Below are 20,869 nucleotides of genomic sequence, written 5' to 3' on the forward strand. Positions count from 1 at the left end.
CCCGAGTGGAACACGTGAAGGGCGGCTGGCGCGCGGTCGCCGCGGTGCTGCGGGCGGCCGGCGTCCGGTCGGTCTTCGGTCTGCCGGGTGACGACCTCGACGCGCTCGGCGCGTTCGCCGGGACGCCGGTGGAGTTCCGGCTCTGTCGCGACCAGCGCAACGGGGTCTTCATGGCCACCGGGTACGCCCTGCAGTCCGGCGGAGTCGGAGTCGCCGTCGTCGGCAAGGGGCCAGCGGTGACCAACACGGTGACCGGTCTGCTGGAAGCCCGCTGTTCGGCGGCACCGGTACTGCTGCTGTCCGGCGGCACCTCGGCCGAGCGGCTGGGGAGCGGCGCCTTCCAGGAGGTGGACCAGCTCGCGGTGATCCGGCCGCTCGTCAAATGGGCGGCGAGGGTGGAACATCCGGCCCGGCTCGTCCCCCTGCTCCGGCAGGCGCTGCTCGCCGCCGAGTCGGGTGTGCCGGGCCCGGTCTACCTCGAACTGCCGGACCATCTGCTCACCGCGGAGATTCCGGTGCCGACGGCGGAAAGCACCGTCGAGAACCCGTCCTCCGTGGCCTTCACCGCGGATTCACCGGCGCTGCGGGCGATTCGTGCCGCGCGGCGTCCGCTCGTCCTGGTGGGCGGCGGGTTGCGGCACCGCAATTCCGGTGGTGTGGTGGAGCGTTTCGCGGCCGCCTACGGCGCCGCGCTGACCTGTACGGCGAGCGGTCGCGGCACGATCGACGAGACGGAGCCGTCCTTCGTCGGGCTGGCCGGCCTCTACACCCCCGAGGTGGCGGCGGCGCTCTGGGCGGAGACCGACTGCGTGATCGCGCTCGGCAGCAGGCTGGAGGAGACCGCGACCTTCGGCTGGCCCGACCGGATCGGCCGGGACGTGCCGGTGGTCCAGGTGAACGTCGACGCCGCCGAGTTCAGTACCGACTTCGGCGGTCCCCTGGTCGTGGCGGACGGCGGGGCGGTGCTCGAAGCCTGGCTGGAGCAGGCACCCGCCGAGCCGTCCGAGTGGGGGACCAGGGTCCGCGAGGTACACGAGGAACTCCGGACGGCGCATCGGGCGAACCTGGAGTCGATGGCCGCCGAGGACGATCTGCACATCGCCGAGGTGCTGGACGTCCTCGACGACGTCGTACCCGCGGACCGGATCCTGGTGCAGGAGAACGGTCTTCAGGACATGTGGTCCTATTTCTTCCCGGTCCACAGCTGTGCCGGGGCGGCGGGTTCGATCGTGCCGTCGGAACAGACCAGCCTCGGCTTCGGCGCGGCGGCTTCCGTCGGCGTCAAGGAGGCGGCTCCGGACCGGCCGGTCGTGGCTTTCGTCGGCGACGGCGCGTTCACCCTGTTCTCCGCCGATGTGGCCACCGCGGCCGAACGCGGCGGCATCCTTTACGTGGTGTTGCGCAATGGCGGCTACGGCTGGCTGCAGTCCCAGCTCGACCAGCGGTCGGAGCCGGTGCCCGGAGCGACGTTCGTGGGCGATTTCGTACCGTCGGTGGCCTCCGGGCCGCCGGGGCTCGGCCAGGTGACCGTGACGGGCAAGGAGAACCTGCGGTCCGGTGTCACCGAGGCGTGGAAGCTCTGCGAATCGGGCCGTACCGTGGTGCTGAACGTCCAGGTCCGCTTCGCCGACGCCATGTTCGGCGGCGACAAGGCGGGCGGCGACTTTCCCGATCTCCACTGAGCGCGCATGACTACTTCGGAGTTGTCGGCCACGGTCGCCGGAAGTGGTCCGGCCCTCCTGCTCGCCCACGGTGCCGGGGGCGGGATCGAGCTGAACTACCGACCGGTCCTGCGTCTTCTCGAACGCCGGTTCAGCGTGATCGGGCCGGACCTGCCCGGCTCCGGCGCCACCCCGCGGAGCACCCGGCCACTGGAGATCGACGACCTCGCTGATCGGCTCGTGACCGCGGCCGCCGAAAAGGGGCACCGGACCTTCGCCGTCTGCGGGTATTCACTGGGGGCGGCGCTCGCGATCCGGGTGGCGACAAGGCATCCGGACCGGGTCACGGCCCTGGTACTGACCGCGGGGTCCGCCGCACTCGACGGGCCGAGCCGCGCGAAGATCGAAAAATGGCGCTCGCTGCTCGACGGCCCGCGGGACGCGGCCGCCCGGTACCTGCTGTCGGTGATGGTGAGCGATCGGTACCACCGTGCGCTGACACCCGCGCGGGCCGACGGGCTGACGGAGCTCATCGGGCTCGGTATTCCGGCGGGCAGCGCCGATCAGCTGGACCTCCTCCTCCGGATCGACGTCTCCGCCGATCTGGCGGCGATCACCGTTCCGACGCTCGTCCTCGCCGCGGCCGGCGACAGACTGCTGTCCGCTGAGAACGCGAAGCGGATCGCCGCGGGGGTAGGCGGTTCCCGGTATGCCGAACTCGACGGCGGGCACGCGACGGCGTTGGAAAGCCCGCTCGCGTGGGCGAAGGCGATCCAGGAGTTCCTGCTGCCTTGAGCGGGCACCACGACGTACGGCAGAGACTCGCGTTCTCGGCGTGATCATGCGGTGCTGTCGACCCCGGGATCCGGCACCGCCATCGCCCAGGTGCCCATGGCTTCCAGGACCTCGCGCAACCCCTCGCCGAGCGGGGTCAGCTCGTACACGACCCGCGGCGGGACCTCCGCGTAGGTCGTGCGAGTCACGATGCCGTACCGCGCGAACTGGCGCAGCCTGCTGGTCAGGGTGTGCGGGCTGATACCGGGCAGCGCCTCGCGCAGCTCGGTGAACCGGCGGGGGCCGGGCAGCAGTTCACGCACGATCAGGGTGGCCCATGGCCCGTTGAGCAGCGTGAGGAACCGGGCGACACCGCACTCGGGGAGGCAGGGATCAGTCATATTTTCGAGCCTATCCCGTTAGTGCAGTTGATGTAACCGATGCATCGCATGCACTAATGGGCGGCATGACCTACGTGATTCATGGCGCCACCGGCGCACAGGGTGCCGCCGTCGTCGCCGCTGCCGCCGCCGCGGGAAAGTCCGTGACCGCGGTGACCCGGAACGAGAAGGCCGTCGTGGACGGCGCGCGTGTCGTCTCCGCCCCTTATTCCTCCACCGCCGACCTGACCGACGCCTACCGAGGCGCCGCGGGGGTCTTCGTCCACCTGCCGGTGACGGCGGAAGAGGATCGCCTGCTCTTCGCGGACAACATCCTCGCCGCTGTCCGCGAAGCCCGGCCCGACCGTGTCGTGTTCTCCACCAGCGGCTTCCCGATCGATCCCGCCCTCGGCGGTGCCGCCGCGGCCCTGGCCGCCGGCCTGGCCGACAGCGGCGTGTCCCACGCTGTGGTCGCGCCCGAGCTGTACCTGGAGAACCTGCTCATGCCGTTCATCGTCGACTCGGTCCGCGAGCGTGGCGTGCTGCCCTACCCGATCCGAGCCGACTTTCCCGTGTCCTGGGCATCTCATCTGGACATCGCCGACGCCGTCGTCGCCCTGTTCGACCGCCCGGACGTCACCGGTGTGGTCTCCGTCGGGCAGTACCCGGCGATCACGGGCCCGGAGCTGGCCGAGGCGTTCAGTGCCCGGCTGGGCAGGGACGTGGTCTTCGCGCAGATCACTACCGACGAGTTCCGGACCTCGCTCGCGCCCTTGATGGGAGAAGGCGCGGCCGCTGACGTCGCCGGGGCCTACCAGGCGATGAGTGCCATGCCCGGCCGGGAGATCGCGCCGGAGACCTCCGCTCGGAAACTGCTGGGCGTCACGCCCCGGACCATGGGCCGGTGGCTGGCCGACATCGGTCTGTGACCGCACCGGCCGCCGGGCTTCGCCGGGGAGGCGAGGCCCGGCACGGCCCCTGTGTGCTGGACGTGGAGGCAAGCGGCAGCTGCGAATGTACCGGGAATGTATGACCACTGAACCAGTTCGGCGCAGGCTTTCGGTCTTGCCGACCGGACCGATGAGGTGGGGTGCATGGACAGTACGCGGGATCCCTTCCAGCGATCGCTTCTGTACACGGTGTCGGGTGGGGCGATATCCATCTTCTTCATTCTCGCCGCGGCGCAGCAGGCGCAAGCCGCGCCTGGACCCATCTCGCCGCCTTCGCCCGGGAAGAACACGGCGCAGAAGGAGGCCGAAGGACGCGCGCAGGTCGAAAACCGTAAACGCGTCGACGCTGGTCCGTCGGGTAACAACGAGCAGCGTGGCAAGAAAGCGCGTGTCGCCAAGGCCGCGAAGGCCGAGGAAAAGCGGCAGGTCGAAAACCGCAAGCGCGTCGACGCTGGTCCGTCCGGTAACAACGAGCAGCGTGGCAAGAAAGCGCGCATCGCCAAAGCCGAGAAGGCCGAGGAAAAGCGGCAGGTCGAAAACCGCAAGCGCGTCGACGCTGGTCCGTCCGGTAACAACGAGCAGCGTGGCAAGAAAGCGCGCATCGCCAAAGCCGAGAAGAAGGAGCAGGAGAAGCGGGACAAGGACCGGCGTGACACGGATGCCGGCCGGGACACCGGTGGCCGCCAGCGCGACACCGCGTCCGCCGCGTCGCGGCGATCCGACGACGAGGTACGGGCGCGGCCCGCCGACCGGGAGACAGGACGGCAATCCGATTCGCCGGTCTCGATCGTCAACGCCGCGCATTCGACGAGCGGTTCTTCGTCGTCGGGCACCACGCCGCGCCGTGGCCAGGACGTGGTGACCGTGCGATCCACCGCACCGGAGCCGACCGCCGAGCAACGCGAGGAGCAGTCGCGCAGGCAGGCGCGGAACCGGTTGGCGTATGCCAATCCCGAGCGGCCGCGTAACGACAAGAACGTCGTGACCACGCGATCCACCGCGCCCGAACCAACTCCCCGGCAACTCCAAGAACAGTCACACAGGCAGGCACGCAACCGACTCGCCTACGCCAATCCCGAACCGCCGCGTAACGGCAAGAACCCCGTAACCGTCCGATCCACCGCACCCGAACCGACCGCCGAGCAACGCGAGGAACAGTCGCGCAGGCAGGCACGCAACCGGCTGGCGTATGCCAACCCCGAACCGCCGCGGCCCCGTGACAACGGCTCGAATCCGCCTGGCAACTCCGGGACGGCGGCGCGGGTGCCGCCTCATCTCGCGGAAGTGCTGTCCGCCACCCCCGGATCGCGGCCTGAGGACCGGTTCCCGCTGTCGTCCGGAAACGGCGGGTCGGATCGCGACGAGAAGCCTTCCGCGCCGGTGCGGATGCCGGAACGTCTTCGCGACCTCCTTTACGGGGACCAGCAGCCCCAACGCCGGGATCCGCTGTTCCCCGCCGCTTACGACGTCCGGGAAGCCGACCGCAAACCTGTTCCGTCGCATCTCAAGGACGTTTTGGCCGCCCGGCCCACCCGTGACCGGGAAGAGCGGTTCCCGTTACTGATGCCGCGATCGGACAAGTCCGTCCCGCGTGACGGGTCGAGCACGGCACGGCCCCTGCCGGTCCGCCCGCCGGAGAAGAGTGTCTTGGCGCAGGTCGAGGAGTCCGTCGAGGACACGGTCGGAGGCGCGCTGTCGACGGCCAGGAATTGGGCTCAGGACGAGATCGACCGGGAACGCGCGGCCGAGGACAAGAACGCCGACTGGCTCACCTGGGGACGGCGTGCCGCGGCAGGCGGCTACGCGTCTTTGCACGACGGCGCCCAGCAGGCCGGTGAAGCCCTGGACCTGCTCAACCGGGCGAAAGACGGCGATCCGGAAGCGCAGCGGCAGATCGAGAAGTACGCCCAGGACGCGGCCGAAGGTATCGCGAACACCGCGACCGACGCCTGGAACGATCCACAGGGAACGTGGAACCGGGCCGTCGAAAGCGCCGAGAAGGCGGCCGAGGACTTCAAGGACGCTCCCGCTTCCGGCATCGGCGGCATCCTCAGCGACGTCGTCGGGCCCGGCAAGTTCGCCAGGCCGCTGAAGGCGGTCGACGCGGCCGTTCCCGACCGGGATGGCGGGCGGGCACCGGAGCCGAACGCCGGCGCTCCTGGCACGCGCGCCGGTGAGCAGGCTCCCGACACGACCGCGCCCGCTCCCCGCGGCGGCCCGGCGGACGCGTCCGACGGGCGAGCCCCGACCGGACCCGGTACAGACTCGCGCGGTGCCAAGGGCAATGGCGGCCGTGGACCGGTCGTCATCCCGATGCCGGTGACCGACGTGCCGAACGTCTCCCGCGCCGACAGGAAGGCTGACCGGCCATCGAAGAATTCGTCGGCCGACGACGGCTCATCGAGGCACGGCTCGGCGGACGCGCCGTCGAGGCCGTCTGATGAGCGGACGAGCGGCAAGACTGCGACAGGCCGAGACGCCGAAGGGGTTTCCGACCGTGCCGGCAGCGACCGGACCGGCGCGGCCGATCAGCCGGATCGGTGCCCTACGAACAGCTTCGTGCCCGGCACGCTGGTGCTGATGGCCGATGGCAGCCGTAAACCGATCGAATCCATCAAGGTCGGCGACTTGGTCGCCGCGACCAATCCGGAAACCGGTACATCGGGCGCCAGGTCTGTGGCTGCTCTCATCACGGGTTCCGGCCAGAAGGATCTCGTCGACATCACCATCGACACCGACGGGGACGCCGGCGACGCGACCGGCACGATCGTGGCCACCGACGGCCACCCGTTCTGGAACGACAGCTCACGGACCTGGACCGACGCCGAAGACCTCACAGCAGGCGAGCGCCTGCGGACACCCGACGGCAGGTCGCTGGCCATCACGGCAACCAGGCAGCGAACAGCGCCACAGACCGTGCACAACCTGAGCATCACCGGAATCAACACCTACTACGTTGTGGCAGGCGAAGCTCCGGTTCTCGTGCATAATGCCGGCTGCGTAACGACGCCTGGGCGTGACCTGATCGATGGTCGGGCCCAGTTCCACATCATCCACGGCGACGTGACAGGTGGCGGGCACAAGTGGCCAGGCCAGGCAGGCAAGTCCGTATTCCCGCCTGGCTGGGACACCGACAAGATTCTCGATAGTATTGCCGAGGTGGCCACGAGCCCTCGCAGTCGTTGGACTCAGCAAACGGGCAAGTCCAATGCCCTCTACACGAAAAACGGAGATCCCTCGAGGTGGAAGATCGAAGGAGTTGTCGACGGTGTGAACGTTCGCGTTATATATGAACCTGCCACTAGCCGCATTGTGACGGGATTTCCCGTTAATTAGACGAAGAGAGCAGCATGGACGACAGTCAATATGGCAGCGAAATCGAAGCTCTCCTGAGCGACTCTCCGCTTACGAACGATGCCGTCATCCGTGACGTTCGCGAGCTGCTCGACGTCGGCGAGTTCGGCTTGGCCTTCGACACCATGTGCTCGTGGATTTATGAAGATGATCTTCCGATTTCGGAGGAATATCACAGTAGGTTGGTCCGGATGTCCGAAACCATGGGCTCGGCCGCACTTGTGGAAAACATGCGTGAGCTGATAGCAAAGTGATCCCGCCTTCCCATAATGGCTGACGACAACAGGCCTGCTGATCGCTCCCGTCTCGGCTGTGTCGCATACGACCGAACACGCGATTGACCGGCCGCTTCTTCGGCGGCTTCTGACACTGCCAGGTGAGCCATTCCTGGACGTCATGGGTGACGACGGCTGTCATCGGCCTCCACTGCTCCCGCGGTGAGCGCGTACCTGCGAGCGTGGATTCCTGATCCGCTACCTCATGTCGCGAGCGGCCGAGGCTCTACAATGGGCGTAGGGACTCACCGCTGGTTTCATTTTCTCGCGAGTGATTTCATGTCTACTTCATTTATGAAGTGATCGTGAAAAGTCGGCGCTTCACCGACGCGCGAGAGAAAGAGGGATCGGAAGCGGAGGGAGACAGGTCTGGTGCTGCTTGTCATCGCGGTCGCGGGACATCACCGCCAAAGGAAACCAACCAGCACCACCACAGGTGGAACCGTGCTCGGGGTTTCTCCATCCGCACGCCGTGATGCCACGGCGTCAGCAAGACGATTGCGCCCGCGCCGAGCAGAGTCAGCACACTGCCCATGACGATCACGCCGGTGTGCTTGTCGCCTTCGTCAAGTTCCGTGCGTCGCTCGTTCGGCCACACCCGGATGTGTACCGGCCTCCCTTGTGGACCGTGCGCGCCTTGTGGTGCTCAAAGGTTTCCGTCCTCACCCCGTCGGGTCCGACGTATATGACGTCCGCGGTCCCGAGACGCGGTCGCCACGACCCGCCCCGGGAAGGGCCCAGCCGACCGGTTGACATCCGCGGCGATGGAAACGCCGAGCCGCAGCTCCGCGAGACCACCGACCAGCAACATCAGGGGAAGTCACAAAACGGCCATCCCGGGCAGTCGGGACCTCGATGACGTCATGCCCTGAGTACGCCCGGGACGCTGTCGCGGTTGCCTCAGCAAGTCCCAGCGACCTTTGTTCCACCGGCGCATTGCCCGGAACAAGACTCCAGCGCAGAGTCTGGGAGGTCGCACGGCATTTCACGAACCTGCGCGACGCCAGCGTCGATGACGTCGGCAGTCTGGCTCGGATCGGGAGGGCGACCCGGCACGGCGAGCAGGCCTGCACAGCTCGCCGTGCGATGACCCTGACGGGTCGGAGAGACCGCGGCCTTGCTGAAGCCGGGAACGTAGGCCTTCGGGTGGCTGCCCCGGTGCCCGTAGTTTTCGACGCACTCAAAGCGGCTCGCCACCGAGGAGATCCCCGTGAACGCGCCGCTCGGTGGCTCACATCCCCGCGACGCTGCTGGCCGTCGCGGCGTCCTGCTCGCGCCGTATCCAGGACCGGCGAGGTGCTCAGCGACGGCACCGGCGAGTACCACAGCGTGATTTGCTCCAGCTACTGAACAGTAACTGGAGTCCGGGCGCTAATTCTCAAAGTGGGCTGGAACGAAAAAACCGCCCTACCTTGGCGAAATTGCCAGGTGGGCGGTGTTTCGTCACTGTGGAGCTAAGGGGACCTTACTCGAACATAAAAGAGCAGGTCAGAGCCCTGGACGAGCTCCGTGTGAAGCTTCCCAGCCTCGATACGCCCGAGCCGCCGTCGATCGAGCGCGATCGGCCCCGGCGTGCCCGGCAACTCGGTGCCGATCAAGTCGTGGAGTTGATCGCGGGCTATCAGTCCGGCGCGACGGTGTACGAACTCGGCGACCGGTTCGGCATCGAACGGCGAACGGTCAGCAACATCCTCCATCGGCACGGCGTACCGATGCGCCGCCGTGGTCTCTCCCCCGACCAGGTCGACCACGCCATCCACCTCTACAACCTCGGCTGGTCCCTGGCGCGAGTCGGCGAACACCTGGGCGTCAACCACACCACCGTGCTGAACAAGCTGCGTGAACGCGGCATCCCCACGAGAGACAGCCATGGACGTCCGCGCGTCGAAGCAGGTGATCTTCGATGACCCGGCCCGCAGCTACGTCAGTTCGATCAGGTTCGGACGCGGCCACCGTCGTGAAGGCCGTCACCGTGATCATGGGCGTCGTCGTCGGCCTCACCTTCCTGTTCGGCTTCGGCAACGTACTCAGCCTCGCTCTCCGGCTGGGAGTCCCGATCTGGGTCGCGCCGCTCGTCGCGCCTGCGGTCGACCTGTCGATCCTTGGTCTGCTGCTGGGTACTCGGCACCTGGCGCTCGCTGGCGCCTCCGCGGACGTACTGCGGCCGGCTCGTCGGCTCCTGATCTTCGCAAGCGTGGTCACGTTGGCATTGAACGTGGCCGACCCGGTCGTCGCAGGTGAGTACGGAAAGGCAGCCTTCGACGCGGTCGGGCCACTCCTCCTGATCGGCTGGGCTGAAGTGGGCCCCGGCTTCCTGCAGGCGATCGGTGAATGCCGCTCCTCGACGGCCACGCGCACCGCGGTTACCGAAGGGCAGCCGGAGTGGCTCGTGCGGGCGCAGCCCGGAGCGAGCCCGGTGGGCCGCGAGACCAACTGGAAGGAGGCAGGAGGCCAGGATGGGCCCCACTTGACGCGGCAAAAGCGTTCGCCAGAGAAGCTCTTGGAGTCGGCGCGAGAAGCGGACGCTGCGCATCGTGCCGCTCACCAGAAGCCGATTTCGGCGGATGCGCTCCGTGTTCGGTTGGGCATCGGCGCGACTCAGGCGCGGCGACTGGTCAAGACCGTGCGCTCCGAGTTTCAGGCGCGGGTCGAACGCGATCAGCGATTGAACAGCGTCCCGCGAGACGCAGAGCGTGGTGGCGCCCCTGTGGCCGCCTGATGGACAGATCCGCTTATCAGGAACGATGGCTACTGCGCCTTGATCCGCCAGGTGCCGTCGAGCGGGGCCAGGCAACCGTCCTTCGAGCCGTCACGCTCAGGCAGTGCGGAGCAGGGGCGGCTCGATTGGGTTCTAGAACGCATCCGGCGTCGCTGATGCGTACCCGAATGCTTGCCCCATGTGCGCCATGCCGCAGCGCACCAGGTCACGTCTGGCCTCGTTGGTCATCTGTGGAGGTGCTGCGATCGTGACAGTCATTTCGTTAAGTCGATCGTCCACGGTGCGGTCACCGAAGGCGGTGAAATCAACGAGGTCGGTCAAACTTGGTGACGGGTGCTGTGCATCGAGCTGACGCTCGGCGGTGAATCGCAGTTCGACCTGCGGGGGCCCTGCCCATGGGGCCGTGCGTGGATCCGGCGTGATCAGGGCGGGCAGTACCTCGGTCGCGGTCTGCGACGCTGCGATGAAGAACTCGAACAGCTCCTCCAGGGTCACCTGGAGTTTGGGTTGGTCGGCTCGTTTTCCAGCATCATGTAGTGCCTTTGCCCAGTTGGCGGCATCCTCGATCCTCAGTTCCGCGCAGGTCACGATGGCAAGTTCGGTGGCTGGTATGGCGATCATGACTTCGCCGGTCAACGCTGGCGTGCCGTCCGGCGCTGAGATCGTAGTCGAGTAACTGACCGCGTTGAGACCATTGCGGTTGGGGCCGGGCCGCCAGTCGGCGGCGCGTAGGTCTGCTCCCCGCCGTTGGGACAAGACGGTGAGGGCGCCGGCCAGGTTGCTGACCGGGAGCGTGTCCGCCAGTTCGCGTTGCCGCTCCATGGCGACCTGGAACGTCGCGGTTCGAGCCCACGGCAGCGTGGCAATCGCCCGTGCACGCAGCTGTGGCGGCCTGGGGTTAGCCGTCCAGTTCCGCGCCGCGCGGGTGACATTCGTGGTGAAACTTGGATCTGGTTGCCAGGACCAGTCGGATCGGTCCTGGCGAACGAGCCGCCCATCGCCCCACCGTCCTCCGCGCAGCAATACGAAGTTGGCCTTGATGTCGATGATCCGCGGTCGGTGCGCTTGGTCCGATTCGAGGACCGGGTAGCCCAACGCGCCCAGCACATCACCGTCAGGTACCGCGCTGCCTGCAGCGTGCAGTGCTTCCCAGATGGGCTCGGCAACGACCACCGGCATGCGGTTCGGGAGTGCGCACAGAACCCAGTCATGGGGTGTATCGCCCGGTGCGACTCGTTGCACCACGCCCGGACCGTACGCGTGTACGTCGGTCGTCGGCTTGCCGAGCGGCACCAGCTGGCGGGCCGAATCGTAGGCGTCGCGGAAGCGTTGCTTCCATCCCGGTGTTCCGGCGCCGACCTCGAACGCCGGTTGCGAGGGTCGCATGCTGTCGCGCATCACCGACGCCGCCTTGTCGACGATCGCCGCGAGCACGTTCGGACTGGGCCCGCCGCTGCTGGACCAGCCCAGGGCCAGCAGGCGTTGGATCTCGGAGTGCGGCAGCCAGTGGGTACCGTCGGCCGCGCGCACCGGCACGGCCACGGACCGGGCTGTCGACTTGGTTCCGTCCGGTGGCGGAACCACACGAACGGCCGCCACGTCGCTGGTTGGGGCGGGATGTCGACCAGCAGGACTCCCCGTCCTGGGGCGGTCTCGATCCAGTTGACATCACAACCATGTGGTGCAGGGACCACGCGTTGGCGAATGACCTTCCGGTACCGGTCGAGGTCCACCTGATCTCTGGGAAGTGGACGCAACTCAGAGACCAGTTCCTCACCGTCAACCGCGGAGGTCTTGTACCCGATCAGCAACAGGCCGCCGGTCGCCGCGTTCGCGAACGCCGCGACGTCCTTGGCCAGCTCATCCTTACCGCTCTCGCGGTCGAGAGGGTAGAGGCCACTCTTCACATCCAGCCAGACGCACTCTCGCTGGCCGATCACTGCGGCCGGATCGCCGTCGAGCAGAGCGGTCCGCAGTCGGATGACCCCGTCGGTTGTCGACATGACGTGCATTGTTCATGCTCGGCACGATCGCGTAGCCAGTGCGTGTTGCGCCTGGTCATCGGTCGTTCTGTCGGTCTGCACGGTTACGCTTGCCCGATGCCGGACCGCCTCCACCCTGGTGATCTTCGTCGTCTGTCCGAACCAGCGCTCGCCGCCGCGGGCGAGTTCACGGCTTTGGCGGCCTTGACCAGGTCCAGCCACAACCCAGATGCCGCTGTCACGGCCCTGGCCTCGGCATCCCAGGACGAAGTCGCATTTACTTGGCTGTGGGCTCTGGTACGTGAGCAGGAGTCACGATGGCGATCGGTGAAGCTGCCCGAACAGGTCTCCGTGCCTGAAAGCCTCCACCATGAGGTGACCGAGTTCATCGTCAAAGCTCCGGCTGGTCAGCGCCAGATTTCGATCGCAGAGGATGGCGCTGCTCGCCTCCTGCACGCCCTCGGGCAGACCCCGCTGGGACTCAGCGTGGCCCGGACCTCGCTCTCGGAGCCCGAGGCACCGTCACCGCGAGTCAGAGACGCGGCGATCACACTGCTCGCCGCCAGCACCGACCATGACGGACGTGCACTCGTCGTGGAGCGTCTCGCGCGGGTGCCCGAGCACAAGCGGGCCGCGGCGTTCGAACGGTTGCACCCTCCCTACAACGAAGCGGAACTCGCAGCCATCCTGTCTGCGCTGCAGCTCGTGACCGACCGCCCCATCGAGGACGCCGACTTCGCAGCGATCGCGACCGTAGTCGCTCGCCTTCCCGAGGATGCGCTGGCCGAGCTTCTCGGCCGAACGTGGCGTCGCCCCGACAACAAGCAGAAGCTCAGCCAAGCAGGACTGGTTCCGAAGATCGGGACTGATCGTCTCCAAGCTGTGCTGGCCCATGAGCTCGGTGAAGACACCACGAAGTTGCTGCTGGCCGGCGCGGCGTCGCTGCCTGCCGAACAACAGCTCGCACTGGGCACCTACACCTTCGCCGCGTTTCCTTCAGACTGGTCGCAGCCCATCTGGAACAGCTTCGTCGGCACCATCCAGATGGCCCGCCAGCACAGGTTCCAGCGCCGAGAACCGGCACTCGCCGCGCTGTGGACCTTGACGACGGCTGCATCAGACGAACACGCCGCCCAAGCCCTAGCTGAACTGCTCGACCACGGGGAGCTGCTCTCCGCCGCTCATGACCATCGGGCAGAACCGCGGACCAGCCAGCGCTTCGGCGCCGTAGCCGCGGCACTGCTCCAGAAGTCGACCGATACGTGGGCCGAGGAAGTCGCAGAGGTCGCCGATGTGCTCGGTACTGATTACCTCGTCGGCGTGGCAGCCGGGCTACCAGCGGAGTACACCCTTCCAGGAGCCCTTCGAACCGTCGTGATGGACTCGGCCCAAGCCCAAGCCGGGTTCGCCAAGGCCGGCTTCGGTGCCCAACTCGCTGCCTGGGCCGAGACACCGACCTCCGCAGAAACACTGCTGAAGGCCGCCCACACCGACCTGCTCGATCTCGAAGTGTGCGATCTGCTCGGCCGGGCTGACTGGGCGGCGATCGGACCGAACGCCTACCTCACGCTCTGCCGTTCCTTTGACGGCCGTCTGCCGGTGCTGGTCCAGCAGCTGCGACAAGCCGTCGAGTCGCTCACAGGTCCCGAGGCAGCGGCAGCCGGGCCTGACGTGCTCACCACCCTGCTGACGCTCGCGCTCGATGCGGGTCTGCGCCACGACCTCGGTGACCAAGCCGAGACGACTGCCGCAGTGACCCGGCTGCTGGACCACCCGGACCGCTCCGTCATCGACGCCGCCTGCGCCTGGATACGGGTCCTCGATCTCACCCCCGAGACCCACGCCTGTGACCATCAGCGAGTCAAAGCCGTCGTGGCCGCCGACAACGACCGGGGAGGGACGCTCCCGACCTTGGTCACCCTTCGAGCCGAGCTGGCCAGGCGCCTGAACGAACTCGCCCTGGACACCACTTTGGAGATTCCAGACAGGATCACCCACCTAGAGCTGGCCGCCGAGGTTGACCCAGGCACGGCGCGAGACACGGCGCTGTCGCTCGCGGCCACCCACAACAACGACCTTCGTGCCGCCTCCGCAACGGTCGTCGCAGCCACTCCAGGTCGCCCGGACGACCTCAAACGCATCCTCGAACTGCTGACGTCCGAGTCGCGTCAGGACATCCGGCACAGTCTGGAGGCAGCCAAGCATCGGATCAGCTCCGGCACGATCGGCGAAGCCGTCAATGCGCTCGCGGACCTGCTCGAACCTCCGCCAGACCCGGCCCGACTAGATCCTCAGATTCTCGTCCCCGATCCGCTCCACCACGACCGCTTCGTACTCTGGGTCGACAAGGCACGCGCCCGCGCCGACAACCACGATGACCCCGGTTCCTTCATCGAAGCGGTCATCAACTTGGCCGACCTGATGGTCGACATCGTGCTCGTCGCAGCCACGGAAGCCGGGGCGAAGACTGGCCTCACCGCTCAAGTAGTCCAAGCGATTCGGGACAACGGCACGAGCGGCAAACGTCCCGATATTGGAGATCTGCTGGTACGACAGAACCTTCAGCCGCTCTTCGGGTGGTTTCCCCTCTGCACAGCTCTACGCAAGAAACGCACGGCACACCCGTCACCGCTCGGCAGCACCAAACCACACAATCTGGGATCGAACGACCTGATTACCGCGAAGACTCTATTTCGCGATATCACCAACGGCTGGATGGACGACATGTACCGATACCGCTAATTAGCGGTGAAAGCTGAGACTGGATACGAATCAGCACAGCCTTCATCCGGCTGGCTGCGGACCGTGACGAATTTGAAGATCCCGTCCCAATCGCCGCTTGGCTGCGCTATCAAAGGGAGTAGTGGTCGGCAAGCCGGTCGAAGAACGCAGCAAGCCGCTTGCTCGTGACCAGACCTTCGGTCAGCTCGGCGCCTCCGAAGCGGTAGACCTCATAGCCGCGTAGTCGCAGTTCGCGGTCCTCGGCGACCATCTCGGCGTACCGCTCGGTGTCGGCGCGTCCGGCCTCGTCGGCATAGTGCTGTCTCCCGTCGCACTCGATCACAATGCGGATTCGCTGCGGTAAGAGCAGGAGGAAGTCCATCCGCTGGCGGGGCAACGGGGAGGAACCGGGGACGTGGTGTGCTCGGGTGTACGGGTCGTAGTGCAGGTACACCTGCGGGAGCAGGGCCGGGATGCCGTCGCCGAGCCGGACGTAGCGCTCGGCGTACGCGCGCATGATCCGCCGCTCCGCGTCGTTGTCGCCCAGCGAGCGGTCGAGCCGCCGATACAGGCTGAGCGAGACCTCGCGTGCAGGCGCCCCCACCAGCCCTTCGCGCTCGGCCCACCAGCTAGTCAGGTCGGCCCAGGTAAGCCCGTACGCCGCCAGCGGTCGGTCGTAAACGAGGCAGAACTGTTCGTTCTTGACCACTCGAACGTCGTTGTTGAGCGCATCGCTGAACACGATCTCCGGCTTGGGGCCGTCGGCGGCGAAGATCAGATTCTTCATCGAGCCAGGCACACCAGCGCCGATCCTGCGGCCAGCGAACACGGGTGCGCCGCTGATGGCGTCGACCTGGACGATCTCGTAGCCGTCGTGAACCAGCGTCTGGTTGAGGAAGTCGTGTAGCTGCTCGACTTCGGCCAGGTCCGTCCGGACCACTGGGTGCAGCATCTCGGCCAGGAACCGCAGGAGCGCGTCGTCGTTGTCCGCCAAGCCGAACCGCTCGTCGTCGAAGATCCAGTCGTCGGGCCAGTCCAGGTTGGCGATGCAGTGCTGGATGATGTCCTCGCGCGCCGTCGGGAACTGCGTGGACCGGGAATCTGTGGTGGGCAGTGTGTCGAGGTCGTAGAGGCGCCCGAGGAACTCGACCTCGTTGAGCACGCCGTACCAAGCCGTGGTGGCGAGACCCTCGTTGAGGCGGCGCCGGGTGACGTCGGTGATGCGGCTCGCCATGGCGATGGTGCCTCCTGGGAGTCGGCTACAGGCGGTGAGTAGGTCGTCAGGCAGGCCGGCGGCGGCTCACTGGCCGTCAGACGCGAGCCGGTCAGGATGCCACGAACGGACCCAGCGTCCCAAGCTTATTTGCAGGTGACACGCCGGATGTCTCCCGCCAGGGATGGTGTTCGACGCCGTATCATCCGCGGATGACGCAGCCGCAACCCCATGAGCCGGTGGTGGTCGAGCCCGTCGTCAACCGGGAGAAGCTGCGGGAGCTGCTCGCGCTGGAGACGGAGTACCCGACACTCGACTTCAAGTCGGGCTGCGACCTGGGTGAGAAGCGGGAGCAGGTCGAATTCGCAAAGGACGTTGGCGCCATGTCGGTGCGCGGCGGTTTCCTCGTCATCGGTGTCGACGGGCAGGGCAGGTCAACGGGCATGCTGACCGTCGAGCAGGCGAAACTTTTCGACGAAGCACGCCTGCGTCCCAAACTGCTGAAGTGGCTGCCGGACACCCTGGAGATCTACTCCCAGGCACACGACGTCGACGGTCACCAGGTCGTGCTCGTGCACGTTGCTCCAAACCCGGCGGGCTGCGCGTTCTTTCGGGCAGACGGCCAGTACGACCAGCTCGGCAAGGCGTCGAAAGTCGTGTTCCGGGCAGGAGAGGTGTTCTACCGCGACGGAACGCAGAGCGTGAGACTCAACCACCAGGGCCTGGAACAGGTCATTCGCCAGCGAGTCGAACGCGAGCGAGACCGGTGGGAGGCCGAGCGCGCCGAGAGCTACCGACAACTCGCCAACGAACTCCGGGCCGGCGCCACCGGACAGCATGTTGCTCAAGGCCCGGCTGTCGAGTTCAACCTCGCTCTCGAACCCGAGGTGCTGGTCGAGGCCGCCATCGAACTCCTGCGCGCCAACGACGACATCCCGCTCCGCCGGCTGCTAAGCCGAGCGGTCCCGGAGCTACGCGCTCTGTTCAGGGCGGGTGACGAGGCGGGCGCCATTGGGCTGCTTGAACGCCTTACCTGCCTGGCCGCGAACTTCCTGGAACTGGGGCGCAGCGAGTGGTTTGAGCAGGTAATCGACACGTTGGTGTCAATCTACGGCGTCGGATTCGAAACCGAGGCCCCTATCGTCAACGCTCCGCCACGCCGGTCCGCGGTGTTGTGGCTGGCCATCATCGAGCGAGTGGTGGCTCTCGGTTCACTGGCCGTCCGGCGCAGCGACTGGCGGGCGGTGCGGGACTTGGTGGCCCGACGGCACCCCGACATGCACGAGATGTACACAACGTGGCTTCGGCATGCGATGACCATGGCCAGCCGTGCCGAACTACTGACGACCCGCGAAGGCAGCCAAGAAGTTCTCGACTCTCTGCTGAGCCGCGCCCGCAACGTGGTCCGGCACTTGGAGTGGCTGCGTCCCGACATCGAGCCCGAGGACGAGAAAGTCCTCACCAGCCTCACCCAGTTCGACTTCCTTGCTGGCCTGGTCGCTATGGCCGACAGCGACAACAAGAGCGGCACATTTCCGAACTTCGCGCGGTTCTACGCCCAACGAACGCAACCCGCGGCACAGCGTCTGCTCCGTGAGACCGACATGCGCAAGATTCTCTACCCAGGTGACGACCATCAGCTCGCCGAGGCACTTCACACGATCGACCGGGAAGCCCAGCGCGCGGGCTTTCGATACGACGGTTGGGAGGGCTACACGCGCGACGTCAACGCCTTCATCCGCGAGCAAGGCGTCGGAACCGACGAGCCATAGCGCTGCACCCAGACAGCGCCAACAGCCATTTGGAATGATGGTTTCTGGCAAACGCGCATGGTTCGATGCCGGAGTTCCAACGCTGACATCGGGCGGTGGTATCAGCGTTTGGCGGTCTTGTTCTCGACACACCGCCGTCCACGGGCCGTCACCGGCGACCCTCTGTAGCACCGTTGTTCCTAAAGGGGCCAGGATTGCCACGAGTCATCATGGTCAGCGCGTTCCCAATCCGGATGGCCGCAGGATACGTTTCGTTTCTGCAGGATCAACGATCGGCCTCCTTGCCCGCTAGTCGGGTGCGACGATCTCAGGAGCCATAAAGTTTAGGTCGTGGCCTTGCATGGTTATGACGATGTCGAGCCCGCTTGCCAGGACAGCGTCGACATCTGCATGTAGATCGACATCGACAACTGCGACGGCTAGGCCAGACTCGCTGACGATCTGTAGTTCGGAGGGCGCGTCAGTCGTTGTCGAAATGTAGACGATCTCTGGTGTCTGGTGGGAAATTGTAAGCTCACTGCGGAGCGTCACCTGGGCGCGTCCTGTCTCCAGCAGAGATCGCAGCACATTGTTTCGGCGAGCTCGGATGAACTGCAAGAGATCGAGCACCTCGCGCGCCACGGCGTCAAATGTGCTCCGCCAGCCTCGGATGTGCATGCCTGCGAGCCAGGACCGGACATCTTCAACGTCGACACCTTGGCGCTGCGCCTCGCTCCCAATGGCATGTGCCAGTCGACGAGAACGGACTCCTTCATTGAGCAGCGCCAGGGCATGTGGGGTGTTGACGCCGTGTCGGATACACCATGCAGTGTCTGGCCGTAGACGGCTTACGAGGCCCGCTTCCTCAAGACGAGTGTTGGCTTGCTCGACGAGTACTCCGACAGTCCAAGCTAAGTAATGTTCGAATGTTGAGCTGATGGCGTCGACAGTCTGTTCGAGTTGCCACTCGACAGCCAGGCCGGGAAGAATCCGTTCGGCAAGAGCCGGAACGTCTAGGCCATCTATCCATCCCGTCAAGCCATCTACAATGGACACATCGATTAGATTGTTGTCCCCCTTGGCTCTCGTCGACCAGAACTTCCAACAGTTGTCGGCCTCCGGTTGCGCCAGTAGGCGTGTGAGTACTTGTTGTTCCGACAACAGGAGAATGGTGTCATTGAGCGGCCAATACCAAGTGTCGTCGGGGATAGCAAAGTCTAGTTCGCGATGCTCACGTTCCCGCCTGGCAACAGCATCAACGACCTGAACGGTTATGGCATCAAGGCGCGCCGCCGTACCGAGCGAGGTGCCGGCAGCTGTCCAGCGCCGCCGCTGTGCCGGGCTTGCACGTTCATAGGTGGCTCGAACCTGCTCGGCCAGCCGCAGCCAACGTTGCCGAAGCGCCGGGTCCATCTGCTGAAATGCCAGTAGTTTGCCGAGGACGATATCGATCTGGAGGGGATCGTCGAAGGGTGTCCACAGCGGCTGCAGCGTGGTCAGAACAAACCATGTATACGACACGAAGTCAGACGCGACTGTGTCCGGTGCAAGTCGGAAGACGGCGTCAGCTGTAGTGGCGATGAGCTCCTCGGCATCAGCCAGGGCTGCCAGCGACTCCTCTGCCAAAAGAGTGGAGCGGGCTTCGAGCGCCTCATCATTCGGGCGGAGCTCGTCGAAGTCCTTGAGCTCGGACTGCTTCTGCAGCGCCAGCACGATCCAGCCTTCGGACTCACGGCCGGCTCGTCCAGCTCGCCCGATGGCGTTCATGAGCCGTGCAGCTCCGAGTTGAGCCCCAGGGTGCTGACCTTCGAATCGAGTTTCGGCGATCACGACCGTTCGAACCGGCAGGTTTACCCCGTCGGTCAGCGTGCTCGTAGAAACGATCGCCAACACGATCTCAGTCCGGACCGCCTCCTCGATCGCGTCGAGGACGTCTACAGGCAGGCCGGCATGGTGGTACGCGACGCCGTGCTCGGCGCAGGCAATGAGCGGATGCTGGTCACCCAGCCGCTCACGAAGGAACTCGACAAGCTCGCGCGTGGGTTCACGTGGCGGTAGATAGCCTGCCAAAGCCTTCGCGGCATCACGGGCCATCGTCCGCGACGAGACAATCATCAGCAGGCTGCCGGCATGCGTCAGTATTGACGCTGCAGCTGCGAAGATCTTGTAGCCCGGCGTGCCTCCGCTGTCCTTGGTGAGTTTGCCACCGGGGGCTTCCTTGAGCACCAAATGTCCTAGCGGCTCTTCAGGGCGCGTCGTCAGTTTTGTAACTGGCCCCGCCTCAGCAGGACGTAGTCGCAACTGTGCCACCTGGGGCACAGTAACGCGTGTTGGCCACTGAGCCGACTTGCGAGGACTCCGCACTGCGGCTTCCCAGACCGGCAGAGTGTTGAGTAGTGCATGGAGACGGCGGGGCCCCCGCCAATCAGACGTGAACAGTACTTCCGGGCGCTCCGCGTCGAGCCACGACGCGAGCGAGGCAGCATTCCCGAGTACACCGGAGAGAAGCACGATCCGCGGGTTGTCGGCCGCCGCCATGAGGTAGGCAAGCAGTCCTTCGACGGTGAACCCTCGGCCCGGTTGCGCCAGTAGGTGTGCTTCGTCGATGACGAACAAGGAGAAGCGTTGCATCACAGCGTCGGCGTCGTGACGCAGCAGGTGCATCAGTCGTTCGGGTGTCGTGACCTCAACGTCAGTGGAGTCTTGCGAGAAGGACAGTATGTCGAAGAGGTCGCTGTCTTCACTCAACTCACGGTTGAGCACTCGGAGTCGCCCCGACAGCGCCTTCCGCATCTCTCGTCCAAGGCTGCGCAAGGGGGTGACGTAACAGACTCCACCTGGCTGCGTCGCGACGTGCGTGCAGATGATCAGCTGCGCGAGCAACGTTTTCCCGGCGCTGGTGGGTACCGACAAGAGCAAGCGGCGCGTCGCTGGATCCAGAGGGTTCATTCCTGGCCGCGCAAGCAGTTCTCTTTGGGGTGGCCACAGAGTTAGTACTGCAACGGCAGTTAAGGAAGTGGGTAGCCGCGGCGTTTGTAGTGGCTGAGGCGGGCTTGGTGTTGTCGTCGGCGGCGGAAGCGTGACCAGGA

Annotated in this window: 13 protein-coding genes and 1 pseudogene; 9 read left to right on the forward strand and 5 right to left on the reverse strand. The window is 66.0% G+C overall.

Going from position 1 to position 20,869, the window contains the following annotated elements; all coding sequences use genetic code 11:
• Positions 1 to 5: 5 nt before the first annotated feature.
• Together ACFVM3_RS23715 and ACFVM3_RS23720 are read left to right on the forward strand one after the other, a co-directional pair.
• Positions 6 to 1,682: a thiamine pyrophosphate-binding protein gene (locus ACFVM3_RS23715; protein WP_378441801.1), complete on the forward strand. Its 1,677-nt coding sequence runs from the start codon at positions 6 to 8 to the stop codon at positions 1,680 to 1,682.
• 6 nt (positions 1,683 to 1,688) lie between these two features.
• Positions 1,689 to 2,456, forward strand: coding sequence for an alpha/beta fold hydrolase (locus ACFVM3_RS23720; RefSeq protein ID WP_378441803.1), 768 nt, complete (start codon positions 1,689 to 1,691; stop codon positions 2,454 to 2,456).
• 44 nt (positions 2,457 to 2,500) lie between these two features.
• On the opposite strand, the gene ACFVM3_RS23725 is transcribed toward ACFVM3_RS23720, so the two are convergent.
• The gene (locus ACFVM3_RS23725; RefSeq protein WP_378441805.1) at positions 2,501 to 2,836 is read right to left on the reverse strand and encodes a winged helix-turn-helix transcriptional regulator; all 336 of its coding nucleotides are present in this window, start codon (positions 2,834 to 2,836) and stop codon (positions 2,501 to 2,503) included.
• Between the two features lie 65 nt (positions 2,837 to 2,901).
• On the opposite strand from ACFVM3_RS23725, the gene ACFVM3_RS23730 reads away from it, so the two are divergent.
• The 5 genes from ACFVM3_RS23730 to ACFVM3_RS23750 all read left to right on the forward strand — a co-directional run bounded on the left by ACFVM3_RS23730 (position 2,902) and on the right by ACFVM3_RS23750 (position 10,113).
• Positions 2,902 to 3,744: an NmrA family NAD(P)-binding protein gene (locus tag ACFVM3_RS23730; RefSeq protein ID WP_378441807.1), complete on the forward strand. Its 843-nt coding sequence runs from the start codon at positions 2,902 to 2,904 to the stop codon at positions 3,742 to 3,744.
• A 165-nt stretch (positions 3,745 to 3,909) separates the two neighbouring features.
• Positions 3,910 to 7,101, forward strand: coding sequence for a polymorphic toxin-type HINT domain-containing protein (locus ACFVM3_RS23735; RefSeq protein WP_378441809.1), 3,192 nt, complete (start codon positions 3,910 to 3,912; stop codon positions 7,099 to 7,101).
• Positions 7,102 to 7,115: 14 nt separating this feature from the next.
• Complete coding sequence (locus ACFVM3_RS23740; RefSeq protein WP_378441811.1) at positions 7,116 to 7,373, forward strand: MafI family immunity protein; 258 nt, start codon at positions 7,116 to 7,118, stop codon at positions 7,371 to 7,373.
• 1,532 nt (positions 7,374 to 8,905) lie between these two features.
• A complete protein-coding gene (locus tag ACFVM3_RS23745; RefSeq protein WP_378441812.1) occupies positions 8,906 to 9,301 on the forward strand; it encodes a helix-turn-helix domain containing protein in 396 nt (131 codons plus the stop codon).
• On the forward strand, positions 9,298 to 10,113 hold the full coding sequence (locus ACFVM3_RS23750) for a hypothetical protein (RefSeq protein WP_378441814.1): 816 nt from the start codon (positions 9,298 to 9,300) through the stop codon (positions 10,111 to 10,113). Before ACFVM3_RS23745 ends, ACFVM3_RS23750 begins: the two co-directional genes overlap by 4 nt.
• A gap of 132 nt (positions 10,114 to 10,245) precedes the next feature.
• On the opposite strand, the gene ACFVM3_RS23755 is transcribed toward ACFVM3_RS23750, so the two are convergent.
• Together ACFVM3_RS23755 and ACFVM3_RS23760 are read right to left on the reverse strand one after the other, a co-directional pair.
• Positions 10,246 to 11,655 (reverse strand): hypothetical protein, encoded by a 1,410-nt coding sequence (locus ACFVM3_RS23755; protein WP_378441823.1) that lies wholly within the window; start codon positions 11,653 to 11,655, stop codon positions 10,246 to 10,248.
• Positions 11,656 to 11,774: 119 nt separating this feature from the next.
• Positions 11,775 to 12,125, reverse strand: a pseudogene (locus ACFVM3_RS23760) (helix-turn-helix domain-containing protein); the annotation flags it as partial.
• An 87-nt stretch (positions 12,126 to 12,212) separates the two neighbouring features.
• Between ACFVM3_RS23760 and ACFVM3_RS23765 the strand changes: the two are divergent.
• Complete coding sequence (locus ACFVM3_RS23765) at positions 12,213 to 14,837, forward strand: hypothetical protein (RefSeq protein ID WP_378441816.1); 2,625 nt, start codon at positions 12,213 to 12,215, stop codon at positions 14,835 to 14,837.
• A gap of 109 nt (positions 14,838 to 14,946) precedes the next feature.
• On the opposite strand, the gene ACFVM3_RS23770 is transcribed toward ACFVM3_RS23765, so the two are convergent.
• Positions 14,947 to 16,050 carry a hypothetical protein gene (locus ACFVM3_RS23770; protein ID WP_378441818.1) on the reverse strand — a complete coding sequence of 368 codons (1,104 nt, stop codon included), beginning with the start codon at positions 16,048 to 16,050 and terminating at the stop codon, positions 14,947 to 14,949.
• Between the two features lie 191 nt (positions 16,051 to 16,241).
• Between ACFVM3_RS23770 and ACFVM3_RS23775 the strand changes: the two genes are divergently transcribed.
• On the forward strand, positions 16,242 to 17,801 hold the full coding sequence (locus ACFVM3_RS23775; RefSeq protein ID WP_378441819.1) for a helix-turn-helix domain-containing protein: 1,560 nt from the start codon (positions 16,242 to 16,244) through the stop codon (positions 17,799 to 17,801).
• 288 nt (positions 17,802 to 18,089) lie between these two features.
• Here the strand turns inward: ACFVM3_RS23775 and ACFVM3_RS23780 are convergent, their stop codons facing one another.
• Complete coding sequence (locus ACFVM3_RS23780) at positions 18,090 to 20,729, reverse strand: DEAD/DEAH box helicase (protein ID WP_378441821.1); 2,640 nt, start codon at positions 20,727 to 20,729, stop codon at positions 18,090 to 18,092.
• Positions 20,730 to 20,869 lie beyond the last annotated feature (140 nt).

Origin of the sequence: Amycolatopsis sp. NPDC057786, from assembly GCF_042797905.1 — a bacterium.
Taxonomy (GTDB): Bacteria; Actinomycetota; Actinomycetes; order Mycobacteriales; family Pseudonocardiaceae; genus Amycolatopsis.